General features: G+C 69.5%; 14 protein-coding genes. 5 read left to right on the top strand and 9 right to left on the bottom strand.

Annotated features, from left to right (window positions below):
• The 4 genes from VGT06_00455 to VGT06_00470 form a co-directional block, all read left to right on the top strand.
• A partial coding sequence (locus VGT06_00455; GenBank protein ID HEV8661604.1) for a thiamine pyrophosphate-dependent enzyme occupies positions 1 to 1170 on the top strand: 1170 nt, incomplete at its 5' end.
• A gap of 47 nt (positions 1171 to 1217) precedes the next feature.
• Positions 1218 to 1661: a tripartite tricarboxylate transporter TctB family protein gene (locus tag VGT06_00460; GenBank protein ID HEV8661605.1), complete on the top strand. Its 444-nt coding sequence runs from the start codon at positions 1218 to 1220 to the stop codon at positions 1659 to 1661.
• Positions 1661 to 3205: a tripartite tricarboxylate transporter permease gene (locus VGT06_00465; GenBank protein ID HEV8661606.1), complete on the top strand. Its 1545-nt coding sequence runs from the start codon at positions 1661 to 1663 to the stop codon at positions 3203 to 3205. Before VGT06_00460 ends, VGT06_00465 begins: the two co-directional genes overlap by 1 nt.
• Complete coding sequence (locus VGT06_00470) at positions 3202 to 4182, top strand: tripartite tricarboxylate transporter substrate binding protein (GenBank protein ID HEV8661607.1); 981 nt, start codon at positions 3202 to 3204, stop codon at positions 4180 to 4182. The genes VGT06_00465 and VGT06_00470 overlap by 4 nt, the downstream gene beginning before the upstream one ends.
• Positions 4183 to 4282: 100 nt before the next feature.
• Here VGT06_00470 and VGT06_00475 read toward each other — a convergent pair whose 3' ends face one another.
• Genes VGT06_00475 through VGT06_00490 form a run of 4 tightly spaced genes read right to left on the bottom strand, consistent with a single transcriptional unit; the run spans position 4283 to position 7023 of the window.
• Positions 4283 to 4750: a thioesterase family protein gene (locus tag VGT06_00475; GenBank protein ID HEV8661608.1), complete on the bottom strand. Its 468-nt coding sequence runs from the start codon at positions 4748 to 4750 to the stop codon at positions 4283 to 4285.
• Entirely contained in the window at positions 4747 to 5241 is a 495-nt protein-coding gene (locus VGT06_00480) for a carbonic anhydrase (GenBank protein ID HEV8661609.1), read from the bottom strand. The genes VGT06_00475 and VGT06_00480 overlap by 4 nt, the downstream gene beginning before the upstream one ends.
• Before the next feature lie 13 nt (positions 5242 to 5254).
• Positions 5255 to 6556 (bottom strand): tRNA (N(6)-L-threonylcarbamoyladenosine(37)-C(2))-methylthiotransferase MtaB, encoded by a 1302-nt coding sequence (gene mtaB / locus VGT06_00485; GenBank protein ID HEV8661610.1) that lies wholly within the window; start codon positions 6554 to 6556, stop codon positions 5255 to 5257.
• Positions 6547 to 7023 carry a ribonuclease H-like domain-containing protein gene (locus VGT06_00490; protein HEV8661611.1) on the bottom strand — a complete coding sequence of 159 codons (477 nt, stop codon included), beginning with the start codon at positions 7021 to 7023 and terminating at the stop codon, positions 6547 to 6549. Before VGT06_00490 ends, mtaB begins: the two co-directional genes overlap by 10 nt.
• Before the next feature lie 115 nt (positions 7024 to 7138).
• On the opposite strand from VGT06_00490, the gene ychF reads away from it, so the two are divergent.
• On the top strand, positions 7139 to 8221 hold the full coding sequence (gene ychF / locus VGT06_00495) for a redox-regulated ATPase YchF (protein ID HEV8661612.1): 1083 nt from the start codon (positions 7139 to 7141) through the stop codon (positions 8219 to 8221).
• A 69-nt stretch (positions 8222 to 8290) separates the two neighbouring features.
• Here ychF and VGT06_00500 read toward each other — a convergent pair whose 3' ends face one another.
• The 5 genes from VGT06_00500 to VGT06_00520 all read right to left on the bottom strand — a co-directional run.
• Complete coding sequence (locus VGT06_00500) at positions 8291 to 8731, bottom strand: cache domain-containing protein (protein HEV8661613.1); 441 nt, start codon at positions 8729 to 8731, stop codon at positions 8291 to 8293.
• A 246-nt stretch (positions 8732 to 8977) separates the two neighbouring features.
• Entirely contained in the window at positions 8978 to 9781 is an 804-nt protein-coding gene (locus VGT06_00505; protein HEV8661614.1) for a hypothetical protein, read from the bottom strand.
• A gap of 40 nt (positions 9782 to 9821) precedes the next feature.
• Entirely contained in the window at positions 9822 to 10880 is a 1059-nt protein-coding gene (locus VGT06_00510) for a HupE/UreJ family protein (protein HEV8661615.1), read from the bottom strand.
• 95 nt (positions 10881 to 10975) lie between these two features.
• A complete protein-coding gene (locus VGT06_00515) occupies positions 10976 to 11908 on the bottom strand; it encodes a TAXI family TRAP transporter solute-binding subunit (protein HEV8661616.1) in 933 nt (310 codons plus the stop codon).
• Between the two features lie 74 nt (positions 11909 to 11982).
• On the bottom strand, positions 11983 to 12889 hold a 907-nt coding region (locus VGT06_00520; protein HEV8661617.1), incomplete at its 5' end, for an acetamidase/formamidase family protein.

Genomic DNA, 12889 nt, shown 5'->3' on the forward strand with positions numbered 1-12889 from the left:
CGGGAGATGGACGCCCCCCCGGCCGAGACGGAAACCCCGCCCCCGGTCCCGCCGCATGCCGACCCCGCCGCGGTCCGCGAGATCGTGGAGCGGCTGGCGGCCGCCGAGCGGCCCGCTTGCATTGTCGGGAGCGGGGGCTTCTGGGCCGGGGCCGGGGATGCCCTCACCCGGTTCGTCGAGCTGACCCGCACCCCCTGCTTCACGATTGACCTGGCCCGGGGCCTGATCTCCGATGACCATCCCCTGTGCTTCGGCTACGCAGACCCGGTCCTGAACGAGACCGCCCGGACCCTGCGGACGGCCGATCTCGTCCTCCTGGTGGGCAAGCGCCTCGACTTCCGGCTGCGCTTCGGGGGCGCCCTCGCTCCCGAGGCCGCCGTCGCCCAGATTGACCTTGACCCGGGCGAGATCGGGCGGAACCGGCCCATCCAGGTCCCCGTGGTGGCCGACGCGGCTGCCGCGCTTCAGGCCCTCACGGCCGAGGCGGCACGGCGGGGCGGGTGGAAGGAACGGCCGTGGCTGGCGGAGCTTCGCCAGCAGCAGAAGGCCTGGCGGGAGTCCTGGGCCGCGGGGGAAGCGCTGGAGGAGCCGCCGCTCCATCCCCTGCGCCTCTGCCGGGAGGTCCGGGCCCTCCTGCCCGAGAACGCGGTCATCGTCATTGACGGCGGCGACTTCCCCCAGTGGCCCCGGATGACCCTGCCGGCCCGCCGCCCCGGCCACTGGATCCGCCTGGGTGGCCTGGGGACGGTCGGCGCCGCCCTCCCGCTCGGTTTCGCCGCCAAGCTGGCCCGCCCGGAGGCGCCGGTCTTCATCTTCATGGGGGACGGCGGGATGGGCTTCTACGGCTTCGAGCTCCACACGGCGGTTCGGTTCGGCCTGAACGCCGTCATCGTCGTCGGCAACGACCAGGGATGGGGGATGGAGCGGGAGATCCAGGGCGCCCTCTACGGGCGCGAGCAGATCGCCGGCTGCGAGCTCGGGCTCGTCCGGTACGACGAGATCATGCGGGCCCTGGGGGGCCACGGGGAGTTCGTCGAGCGCCCGGCCGACCTGCGCCCGGCCCTCGCGCGGGCGATGGCCTCGGGCAAGCCTGCCGTCGTGAACGTCCTGGTCCGCAAGGGGACCGTCAGTCCCCTCACCGCCGCCAGCATCGCCGCCAAGCGCGCGTAGCCCGCAACGGTCTTTCGTCCCCGGCTCGCCTCGGGGAGCGCACGCCGATGCTCACGACCGATCGTGTTGCCGGTCTCGTCCTCCTCCTCTTCTCCCTGGGGGTGATCTGGGAGACCCGCGTCCTCCCCCTCGGGAGCCTCCACCAGCCGGGCCCCGGGACTATGCCGATGCTCCTGGCGATCGCGCTGGCGGCGGCGGGCCTCCTCGTCGCGCTCGCCGGTGGGGGGTCCCCCCTGCTGGCTTCCCTCGCGTGGCCGGAGAAGGGGCACGCCCTCGCCATCCTGGGCGCCTGCGCGTTCGCGGCTCTTGCCCTCGAGCGCCTGGGCTACCGGGTGACGGTCCTGCTCCTGCTCGCCTTCATCCTCGGGCTGGTCGAACGGAAGCGGCCCGCCGTGGTGGCGGCGATGGCCCTCGGCCTCGCGTTGGGCACCTTCTTCCTCTTCAGCGATCTGCTGCGGGTACCGCTCCCGCGCGGCCCGCTGGGGTTCTGATGCTGCAGACCCTGCAGGACCTCTCCCTCGGCTTCTCCGTCGCGCTCTCGCCCCCCGTCCTCCTCTACGCGTTCGTGGGATGCGTCATCGGGACCCTGGTGGGGATGCTCCCCGGGGTGGGACCGCTCGCAGGCATCAGCCTCCTCCTGCCGGCGACCTTCGGTCTGGACGCCACCACGGCCATCGTGCTCCTGGCCGGCATCTACTACGGCGCCATGTACGGGGGCTCCACCACCTCGATCCTGATGCGGATCCCCGGCGAGGCCGCCTCGGTGATGACCTGCATCGACGGGTACGCCATGACGCGGAAGGGGCGGGGCGGGCCCGCCCTGGCGATCGCGGCCGTCGGCTCCTACGTTGCCGGCACGGCGAGCGTCCTCGGTCTCATGTTCCTGGCGCCCCCCCTCGCCAGCTTCGCCCTCCGGTTCGGGCCGCCGGAGTACTCCGCCCTCCTGCTGTTGGGCCTCCTGGTGCTCGCCTACATGAGCGGCGGGTCCATGGCGAAGGCGCTGGCCATGGCCGCCCTGGGGCTCCTCCTCGGCATGATCGGCATCGACCACATGACCGGCTTCTTCCGGTTCCACTACGGTCTGGTCGAGCTGGGGGATGGGATCGGCGTCGTCCCGGTGGCCGTCGGACTGTTCGGCCTCTCCGAGATCCTCCTGACCGCCGGGCAGCCGACGCCCCCCGCGGTCATGCGACCCAGGCTCCGCGAGCTCCTCCCCTCCCGCCAGGAATGGCGGGAGGCGGGCTGGCCCATCGGGCGGGGGACGCTGCTCGGCTTCCTGATCGGGATCATTCCGGGCTCCGCCCACATCATTTCCTCCTTCGTCTCCTACGCCGTGGAGCGGCGCCTCTCGAAGCACCCGGAGCGCTTCGGCCACGGCGCCGTGGAGGGGGTGGCCGGGCCCGAATCGGCGAACAACTCGGCCACCTCCGGGGCCTTCGTCCCGATGCTGGCCCTCGGCGTCCCCTCGGGTCCGATCCCGGCCGTCATGCTGGCAGCGATGATGGTGCACGGCATCTCCCCGGGGCCCCTCCTCATCGCGCAGCAGCCGGAGCTGTTCTGGGGGTTCATCGCGAGCATGTACGTGGGCAACGTGGTGCTTCTGATCCTGAACCTGCCTCTCGTCGGGCTCTTCGTGAACCTCCTGCGGATCCCGTATCCGCTCCTGTACCCGGCGATCCTCACCTTCTGCGTCCTCGGCGTCTACGCGGTGAACGGGAGCGTGGTGGATATCTGGATCATGACCGCGATGGGGGCCCTCGGCTACCTGCTCCGGAAGTTTGACTTTGAGACGGCCCCGATCGTCCTGGGCCTGGTGCTTGCGCCGATGCTGGAGATGAGCTTCCGCCAGTCCCTCGCCATGTCCTCGGGAAACTACGCGATCTTCGTGAACCGGCCGATCGCCGCCGTCATGCTCCTCGTGGGGCTCGCGGTCCTGCTGTTGAGCCTCCGGCCGCTGCTGACCGGGGGCCTGGACTGGCGGCGGCGCCTCGGCCTGGAGACCAAGCCACCCCTCGCAGAGGAGAAAAACCCATGATGACCCGTCTGCCGGCGACCCTGCTCGCATTGGTCCTCGCGCTGCCGCTCGCGGCCGGGGCCCAGGAGCCGTTCCCGACCCGCCCGATCACGCTGGTCGCGCCGTTCCCCCCGGGAGGCGTGGCCGACCTCACGGCCCGCCCCGTGGCGGCCGCCATGGAGAAGGTCCTGAAGAGTCCCGTGGCCGTGGTGAACAAGACCGGCGCGGCGGGCGCGGTCGGGATGTCCTACGTGGCCAACAGCAAGCCCGACGGCTACACGCTCCTCCTCTCCCTCTCCAGCATCTCCATCATCCCGGAGGCCGACAAGCTCTTCAACCGCAAGCCGGCCTACACCATGGACCAGCTCACCCCCATCGCGCTCATTTCGGCCGATCCCACGATTCTCGTCGTCCACGCCGACCGCCCCTGGAAGAGCGTGAAAGAGCTCGTGGAGGACGCGAAGCGGCGCCCCGGGGAGATCTCCTTCTCCTCCTCGGGCGTGTACGGGACCCTGCACATGGCCACGGAGATGTTCTCGCACGCCGCCGGGGTCACGCTCCGGCACGTCCCCTACGCCGGCGCAGGCCCCGCCCTGACCGCGATCCTCGGGGGACACGTGGACGCCCTCGCCTCCGGCCCCGCCGTGATCCTCCCCCACATCAAGGCCGGCAAGCTCCGGCCGCTCGCCGGGTGGGGGGCCAAGCGGGTCGCCGCCCTCCCCGACGTGCCGACCTTTAAGGAGCTGGGCTACGACATCGAGTTCTACATCTGGGCGGGGGTCTTCGCCCCGACGGGCACGCCGGGGCCGGTCGTCAACAAGCTGCGCGAAGCGGTAGGCCAGGCGGTGCAGGTGCCAGAGTTCCAGGCCGCGATGGCCAAGCTCGAGACCCCGGTGGCCTACCTGGACGCGCCGGAATTCCAGAAGTTCTGGGACAAGGATGCGAAGATGCTCGCCGACGCGATCAAGCGGGTGGGAAAGATCGAGGAGAAGAAGTGACGCGGGGTCCTTCGCGCGTTGACGGTTCCGGGCTGCTACGGGCACGGCCCGTACAGCCGAGTGCCCGACGAGGAGGACGACCCACCTCGGATCGCCACATCTAGGCTGTCAGGCCCCGGTAGGCCTCCAGGATGCGGCGCATCTCGGGGGTGAGGGGCAGGGCCCGGCTGGCGTCGAAGTCCATCCAGACGGCGATGCTGCTCCCGTCCCCCACCACCTCGTCGGTCCCCTTCCGGAAGATCCCGTACTCGATGGTGAAGGACTTCTCCCCGATCCGGGTCACCCGGAGGTCTACCTCCAGCTCCGCCGGGTAGCGGACCTGCTGGCGGAAGTTGCACTCGGCGTGCACCACCGCGATTCCCTGGCGGGGGTGCTCCCGGAACTTCCACAGGTTCACCGCGTCGAAGAAGGCGGTCCGGGCTGACTCCAGGTAGGTGAAGTACTTGGCGTTGTTCACGTGCCCGAGGACGTCCATGTCGGCCCAGCGGACCGTCATCGGGATCGAGAAGGTGTACCGGTCGCGCGTGGGGAGCTCGGGGGCGGCGCCAGGAGAGGGGCGGGAGGTCACGCGACCTCCCGCAGGGCGCCGTTTCGCACGTCGAAGACCAGCCCCTTGACCGCAACCGTCCGGGGGATGAAGGGCGAAGAGCGGATCCGCCGGACCTGCTCCCGCAGGTGGGGAACGAGATGCGGGAAGCCGTGGAAGGCGATTCCGCGCGGGTCCCGGCCTGTTACCCGCCGCAGGGCCCTCCGGAAGGCGGCTTCGGGAAAGCGCAGCATGCCGCAGTGGGTGTGGTTGATGACCAGGATGCGCCGGACCCCCAGGAGCCGGACGGCCACGATCAAGGAGCGGAGGACGTCCTCCGTCACGACCCCTCCGGCATTCCGGATGATGTTGGCGTCTCCGGTCCGGAGGGCCAGGACTTCCGGGACGTGCAGGCGGGCGTCCATGCAGGCGACCACGGCGAGCTTCTGAGCCGGGCGCTTGTCGAGGGCCGAGCCGTTTAGCCAGTACTGGTAGGTCCGCCCTGCGGGGAGATGTGCAGTACCGCGCCCCATGATGGGCCCTCCCTTAAACCAGACTCCCCATGACCCGCGCCGCCGTCACCTCCTCCGCCCGGATGTGGACCGCCTGGCCCTGGAGCCGATCCTCCGCCTCCACGAGGACCGGGATGTAGTTGTCGGTCAGGGCCGTGAGGCGCCCCGTCGCCCGGTCCCGCTCGGCCAGGATGACGGCCGGCAGGACCTGCCCCACCGCCCGCTGCCGGAACGCCAGGCTCTTCTCCTGGCCGAGGGCCCGGAGGATGGCGTTCCGCCGCGCCTTCACGTCCGGGGCAACCTGATCCGGCATCCCCGCGGCGACCGTCCCCGCCCGCCTCGAATAGGTGAAGACGTGCAGGTAGGCGACGGGCAGCTCGGCCAGGAGCGCTACCGTGTTCTGGAAGGCCCCCTCCGTCTCCCCGGGGAACCCGACGATGACATCCGCCCCGATGGCGACTCCCGGGGTGGCCTCCACGGCCGCCCGGACCGTCTCGCGGAAGTGCCTCGCCCGGTAGGAGCGGCCCATGGCCCGGAGGATCCCGTCGTCCCCGCTCTGCAGGGCCAGGTGCAGGTGCCGGCAGATCCGGCCACTCTCCGCCATGAGCCCAATGAGATCTCCTCGGACCTCGTGCGGATGCAGCGACGAGAGCCGCAGGCGGGGGAGCTCCGTCTCAGACAGGACCCGGCGGACGAGATCACTCAACCAGACCCGGGGCTTCAGGTCCCACCCGTAGGTCCCCAGGTTGATCCCGGTCAGGACCACCTCCGGATGCCCGGCCGCGGCCAGGCGGCGCGCCTCCGTGACCGCGGCATCAGGCGGGAAGCTCCGGCTCGGCCCCCTGACCTTTGGGATGATGCAAAAGGTGCAGGCGAAGTTGCAGCCGTCCTGCACCTTCAGGAACGGCCGCGTCCGGTCCGCGTCGGTCGGGGCCGCGGCCGCCTGGAAGGTCCGGAGGGCGCCGATGTCCCCCACGACGGCCCGCGGCGGGCTGCCCCACGCGAAGTCCCGGAGGTAGCGGAGGACCTCCCCCTTCTCGCCGTTTCCGAGGACGAGGTCCACCCCTTCGATTCCCAGGAGAGCCTGCGGGCTCGCCTGCGCATAGCAGCCGGTGGCCACGACGAAGGCGAGCGGGTTGCGCCGCACCGCCTGGCGGATGATCCGGCGGGAATCGGCGTCGGCCCGGGCCGTGACCGTGCAGGTGTTGACGACGTACACGTCCGCCTGGGCGCTGAAAGGAACGGTCTCGTACCCGTCGGCCCGGAAGGCATCGGCCATCAGGTCGGTCTCGAACTGGTTCTGCCGGCACCCGAGCGTCGCGAAGGCTACCCGCACCGCCGCAGCTCCGTGAGCAGCGCATCCAGCCGCTGCAAGTTCACCACGTCCTCCCGGTTGTACTCGAGGAGCGTCGCCAGCGCCTCCCCGGCCCCGTAGGCCTCGTACTGGTGCCAGAGGCGCATGGCGTCGAAGCCGTTCACCCCCTTCGTCCAGCGGCGGATCCCGAGCTGCTCCTCCACCCGCTTCAGCCCTCCCTTGAGGCCCACGCGCCAGCACTCGAGCATGAGGTCGCAGGACTCGAATTCCGCCGCCAGGTCCGCCCCCAGGCGGCGGCGGATGACGGGGAGGTCGAAGCGGCTGCCGTTGTAGGTGCAGAGGGTCCGGAGCCCCTCGAGGGTCCGGTAGAGGTTCACCTCCGTCACGTCGGGGCCGACGAGCTGGACGCATCCCCGGTCGTCGGCGTACAACCCGACGACCGTGATCGCCCCCTCGAAGGAAGTCTCGATGTCGAGGTAGCCCCGCACCACCCCCACCCCGCCGGCGTCCGCGATGCTTTCCCGTGCCGGGGAACGCCGATTAGGATACCATACGGTGGTACCGCCGCAACCCTCGAGGGGCCGCCGCGCGACGAGGAGCGTGATGAAGATCGGGATCGCGGGCCTCCCACGGGTGGGGAAGAGCACCGTCTTCCGCCTAGCCACCGGGCAGCTCGAGCCGCCCGAGGGCCAGCCCCCGGCGGAGCCCGCGCAGGGTGTCGCCCGGGTCCCCGACCCGCGCCTGGACCGCCTGGCCCGGATGCACCCGGGGAAGATGGCCGTGCCGGCCACGATCTCCTACGTGGACTCGCCGGCGCTGCAGCGGGGCGCCGGGAAGGGGGAGGGACTCGGGAGCCCGACCCTGACGGCGCTCCGCCAGGCGGATGCCCTCCTGCACGTGGTCCGCGCCTTCGAGGACGCCCGGATCCCCCACGTAGAGGGGGCCCTCGGCCCGTCCCGCGATGTCGGCCTCCTGGACACGGAATTCCTCCTGGCGGACCTGGAGGTCGCCGAGAAGCGGGTGGCCCGGATCGAGGAGGCGCTGCGGAAGGGACGCAAGGACCAGAACGTGCGGGAGCTGGAGGCGCTCCGCCGAAGCGCGGAGGCCCTGCAGGCGGGCCGGCCCCTCCGGGACCTGGACTTCCCGCCCGAGGAGGAGCGGCTCCTCCGCGGGTTCCAGTTCCTCACCGCGAAGCCGGTCCTTCTCCTGGCGAACATCGGGGAGGAGGATCTGGGGAAGGAAGAAGCGATCCTCGCCGGGCTCCGCTCCTTCGCCGGGCCGCGGGTAGCCCTCCTGGCCCTCGCGGCGAAGACCGAGATTGAGATCGCCCGACTCTCCCCGGAGGACGCCGGCCTCTTCCGCCGCGAGCTGGGGATCGCCGAGGCCGGCGTGGAGCGGCTCCTGCGCGCCACCTACGGCCTGCTCGGGCTGCTCACCTTCTTCACGGTGGGGGAGGATGAGGTGAGGGCCTGGACCCTCCGCCGGGGGGGGAGCGCCCTGGAGGCCGCCGGGACCATCCATACCGACTTCGCCCGCGGCTTCATCAAGGCCGAGGTGGTCCCCTTCCCGGCGCTGGCCGAGGCCGGCTCGCTGGCCGCCGCCCGGAGGAAGGGAGTCCTGCGCCTGGAGGGAAAGGACTACCTGGTGGCGGACGGTGATGTGATCACCATCCGCTTCAGCGTCTGAGCCGCAGGGTTCGACGGGACGGCGTGGGCGCCCGTTCCAGGCGGGCACCCACGCCCCCGCGGAATCAGCCTACTTGTAGTAGCCGACGGCGCAGACCTGGTCACCCACCTTGGTCACGAAGGTCACCTTCTGCACCGGCTTGTCGCTGCCGGGGCGCGGCCACATGTAGGTGACCTCGCTGACCGTGCCCTCCTTGGCGACCTTGTAGATTTCCTCGCCGAGCGCCTTGCCGGCCTTGTCCTTCAGCCCCTTGAGGCTCTTGCCGGCGAGCGTCGGGTGGGCGGTGAAATTGCCGTCCGCGCCGCCACAGAACGGATACAGGTCGCGGTCCTTGAAGCCGCCTTCTCCCTTGGTGAACTTGGCCAGAGCACCGGCCTTGTCCGCCTTGATCGCGCCTGCCGCCTTCTCCAGCATCGTCTTGGCTTCGGCGGCGCTGCCGAATTCGGCCGCCTGCGCGCCACCCGCGGCAGCCACGACCAGGACGAACAGAGCCCCCGCAAGAGCGACCATGAGTGCCTTTCTCATCGCAGCCCTCCTTGTGACAACTCCCAGTTGCCCGCCCATGCGCGACGGTTCGATGACCGCCGAGGGATCCCCGGGCGGAGGACCCCACCTGTCGCCGGAAGGGGCCTGCAACATAGCAATCCGGTGATCCGGCTGTCAAGAGCACCCTAGACTGGATCGGGCGCGCGCGTACCTGAGAAAGATGCCTGCCTCGCGCGACCATGCCAGAGTTCGACCCGGAGCAGGATCTGGCTACCGCGCTTGGGGCGAGGTTTCCTTGTCTTCCTTCAATCTCTCCAACAGGCCCTCCGCAGCCCTGGCCTCCGGGCTTCCCCGGTACTGCGCTACAACCTTTCGGAGAGCCTCGAGGGCAAGGCCCTCATAGCGCCCCGCTTCTACGCGATCCCGGCTATTCCGGAACAGCCGGTAGTAATCTGTCGCCCGAAACAGATGGACCTCCTTCGCCCTCTTGTCGTCGGGAAAGTCTTTCAGGAATTCTTCCTCCTCGGCCACAGCCCGAACCAGCCCCTCCAGGTTTCCATTGAACATCCCCGGCGAATCCGGGCTCAGCGTCCGATAGAACGCATCGGCGATCAGCCGGTACCGCACGTCCGCCGCCCGGTTTCCCTTCGGGGCTCGCTCCAGGTACTCGCGGAAGGCGGCCAGATCGTACGCATACTGGTTCATCCCCTCCACGAAGTGGACCTGAATGCCGTACTCGTGGAGGCGCCTGACGATCAGTCTGGCGAAGAGATCACTAAAACCGTGCGCCCCGATGTCCTTGTTCATCAGCTGTACGAGCCCGTGGACCCTTTGCCCCAGCTCGTACAGCGCCTCCAGCCGCGCCTCCTGCCTTGTCCCTTCCCGCGATTCCTTGTGAAATCGGCTGATGTCCAGGAGGAGTCCCTGCACCACCTCCGGCTCCAGGATCGTATGCCCATGGGACAAGGGCGGAGCGACCAGCGCGAGGATTAGCGCCACGAGGGCGATGGCGACCGCTCGGCGCGCATCCACCGGCCTTGCAGAGACCCCGTTCGTCGAGGGCGCACGAGGCATCGCAGCCGACCCTCCAGGAGGAAGCTGCCCCGATGCTCCTCTACAGAGCCCGCTGGTAGAACCACAAGACTCCCACGGAGAAGATGACGACCGATGCCGCCCTCACCACCGTGTGATGGAACTGACTCTTCCGGAGGAGCCAGAGGAACGGCAGGATCATTGCGACGATGAGAATCTGGCCGACCTCGACGCCGGAGTTGAAGAAAAGGAGGGAAGAGACCAGGCCAGATTGGGGCAGGGACATGTCCTTGAGGACGTTCGCAAAGCCGAAGCCGTGGATGAATCCGAAGAAGAAGCTCACCACCCACCGCCGGTCAAAGCGCGTGAAGAAGAGATTCTCCAGGGCCACATAGGCCACGCTGAAGGCGATCCCCGACTCGACCAGCCGCGGGGGCATGGCCACGATGTCGAGGGCCGCCAGGGAAAGCGTGACGCTGTGGGCCAGCGTGAAGGACGTGACGATCTTGAGAATGTTGAGCAACGTCCCGCCCATGAGGAGAAGGCCGAGGAGGAAGGCGATGTGATCGTAGCCGATGAAGATGTGGTGGATTCCCAGGCTGAGGAACTGGATTGCATGGGCGAGGAGCCCGCGACGCTTCGCTTCGTATATCATCCCCTTCTGGAACACGAACTGCTCGACCCGGCCCTCCCCGGCGATCTTGGCGATGGTTTGGTGGTCAGACCCCAGCTCGGTCAGCGGCTCACACCGGATCGTGATGGGATCCTCTAGCGGCCGGCTCGATCGGAACGTCAGCCGGGCCTCAAAGGTCGGCTTCCCATCGGCCGACCGCCCGATGCGGAACGGCTCGGCCTCCATGGGGAGCACCTCGCGGCCATGGGATACCGTGATCTTTCCGTTGAGGTACGCGAGGATCTCCGGGGTCTTGCGCTCCAGCTCAGCACGCTCCACCTGGGCATTGAGGTTCCGGTCCAGGCCAAGGAGGAGGTCCAATTCAAAGAGGTTCACGCTCAGGAGCAACTCGATTCCTGTCTTCCGGACGGTAATGTCCGCGACTCCGACCTTCAGGGGATGCGCAAACAGGGGCGAGCTGGGGAGGAGAAGCAGGAGGGCCGCAAAGGCAAGAATCGTACGGGCCACCCTGCAGCGGTTAGACGGCAGCAGCAGGCGGGTCCTCCGTCCTGAACGCCTTGCCGGTCCTCGCATGGCCCGTCACGGCACGGCAACCTGAAGCATCAGGCAGGCGTGTCCGGCCCGGCCGCCAGCGCGGGGTGGAGGGGAATGGGGAGCGGCGTTCCGGGGGGCGCCAGCTCCTCCCAGCCCGCGAGCGCCTCGACCATGGCCCGCGCCTTCTCCGCGGGGTAATCCTCCCGACAGACGAGAAGGCGCGGCTCGGCCACCACGTCCCCCCCCGCGTCGAGGTCCGGGTAGCGGTCAGCCCCGATGGCGGCCCGAAAGTAGATCGGGCCGTGGCGAACAGCCAGAGCCGGGACGGCCTCACCATGAGGGACCAAGCGAAGCCGCAGGCCGGATGGCCGTCGCCCGGCCGCCAGGACTGGCACCGGCAGCGGACCCTCGAGGCAACATGCCGCGACCCGGCCGGCTGCAAGCGCGGGCAGGGCCTCGTCCATCGGCAGCGGTTCCCAGCGCACGGACCCCTCGGGATCGAGGCTGAAGGCTGCCATCACTCTCTCCGCCTTGGCCCGGGCCCGGTCGCCCTCCTGAACGACCCCCACGCGCTCCCCTCTCAGGTCACGGATGGCCCGGACTGGCGAGGCCGCCACGACCACGATGTGCAGGTATTCGGGGGCGATGCCCGCCAGAGTGCGGAGCGGCATCATCAGGCTGGCATAGGCGCCCGTTCCATGGAGTCTCTGGTAGGCGTCCTCCGCCCGGAGCAAGGCCAGGTCGAGCTGCCGAGTCTTGAGCAGGCTCAGGAGGGTTCGAGGGTCCGGGCTCCGCACCGCCGTGGCATTCAGGTCGGGCCGACGGGTAGCCAAGCGCCGGGCCAGTCGCTCGCCCAGGGGAAACGACCTCGCGTCGGCGCGGTCGGTCGCAATCACGGTATGGCGGGCCCGGTACTGGGACCAGCGCCGGTAGGGAGAGTGGCCCATCAGGAGCAGGGTACTCCCTGCCAGAGCACCCGTGAGGAATATCCGCCGATGCATGAGGGTTCCTGCGATGTCCTGCCGGAGGAAGGGAGAAGGGCGTGGACCTCCATCCCCTTTCGGCAGGCGAAGGACTACGGTCCTACGCCGGTGAAGACCTCCAGCGGGAGGACTGCGTACACGGCATAGTTCGGGACGTCCACGAGGTTGCCGATCCGGAGATCCACGGCCACGCTCGTCAGGATATAGGCCTGATGCGGAGTGAGCTTCCGGACGTCAACCAGGTGGCCGACCATCGTCCGCAGCGCATCACGCGCGGCGAGGGTGAGATCTTCGGAGAGATTCTCCAGCGGGGTGATCTCAGCGATGTTCGCATGAGCGCTCTGGGGAGGCACCGCGCCCGCTTGCTTCAGCGGGTAGCCGATGGTGGCGTAGAACTTCTCCGGCGCCAGCTTCTTGAATTGCGAGCCCCCCTCGAAGGCCGGGCGGTTCCGCAGGAGGAACGCCTGGCCCCTGCGCAGGTTCACCTTCACGGTGACGACCGCGTTCATCTCGATGGCGGTGCCGGAGACCTCTCCGTCGCCCTGCGCGTAGTGGACATCGCCGATCGAGAGGAGACAGCCCGGGACGAAGCAGGGGAACAGGAGCCGCGTGCCACCGACCATGCCCTTCACGTCCATGTTGCCACCGTTCTCGCGTGGAGGAATGGTGCGGAGGCAGTCGGCCGCGGCCGGCCCGCCGGATCCACAAACGCTCGCGGGAGCCGCGTTCGTCGTGTCCGGCAGCAGGACGAAGCCGCCCGCATCGGCAAGCGCGGCCTCCCGGGCCTTGATCGCGGCGACGAGGGCGTCATCCGGCGCGACGCCGATGGTGCCGGGGAAGCCGTTGAACGGGATCCGGATGCCGGGCATGTCGGAAGAGGTGGCCGCGGCCTGCGTCAACTTCCAGCGCGCGATGTCCGGGAGCGTGAACAGGTCGCGGAGGAACCCGAAGCCCGGGAAGAGGACCGTGTAGCCGAAGCGATCGGGGCCGGGCCCAATA

Origin of the sequence: Candidatus Methylomirabilis sp. (genome assembly GCA_036000645.1) — a bacterium.
Lineage (GTDB): Bacteria > Methylomirabilota > Methylomirabilia > Methylomirabilales > JACPAU01 > JACPAU01.

Coding starts and splice junctions, on each gene's coding strand:
- VGT06_00500 (HEV8661613.1), bottom strand. CDS start 8,731: ATGGTCGCTCTTGCGGGGGCTCTGTTCGTCCTGGTCGTGGCTGCCGCG.
- VGT06_00480 (HEV8661609.1), bottom strand. CDS start 5,241: ATGGGGCGCGGTACTGCACATCTCCCCGCAGGGCGGACCTACCAGTAC.
- VGT06_00515 (HEV8661616.1), bottom strand. CDS start 11,908: ATGCATCGGCGGATATTCCTCACGGGTGCTCTGGCAGGGAGTACCCTG.
- VGT06_00505 (HEV8661614.1), bottom strand. CDS start 9,781: ATGCCTCGTGCGCCCTCGACGAACGGGGTCTCTGCAAGGCCGGTGGAT.
- ychF (HEV8661612.1), top strand. CDS start 7,139: ATGAAGATCGGGATCGCGGGCCTCCCACGGGTGGGGAAGAGCACCGTC.
- VGT06_00465 (HEV8661606.1), top strand. CDS start 1,661: ATGCTGCAGACCCTGCAGGACCTCTCCCTCGGCTTCTCCGTCGCGCTC.
- VGT06_00470 (HEV8661607.1), top strand. CDS start 3,202: ATGATGACCCGTCTGCCGGCGACCCTGCTCGCATTGGTCCTCGCGCTG.
- VGT06_00460 (HEV8661605.1), top strand. CDS start 1,218: ATGCTCACGACCGATCGTGTTGCCGGTCTCGTCCTCCTCCTCTTCTCC.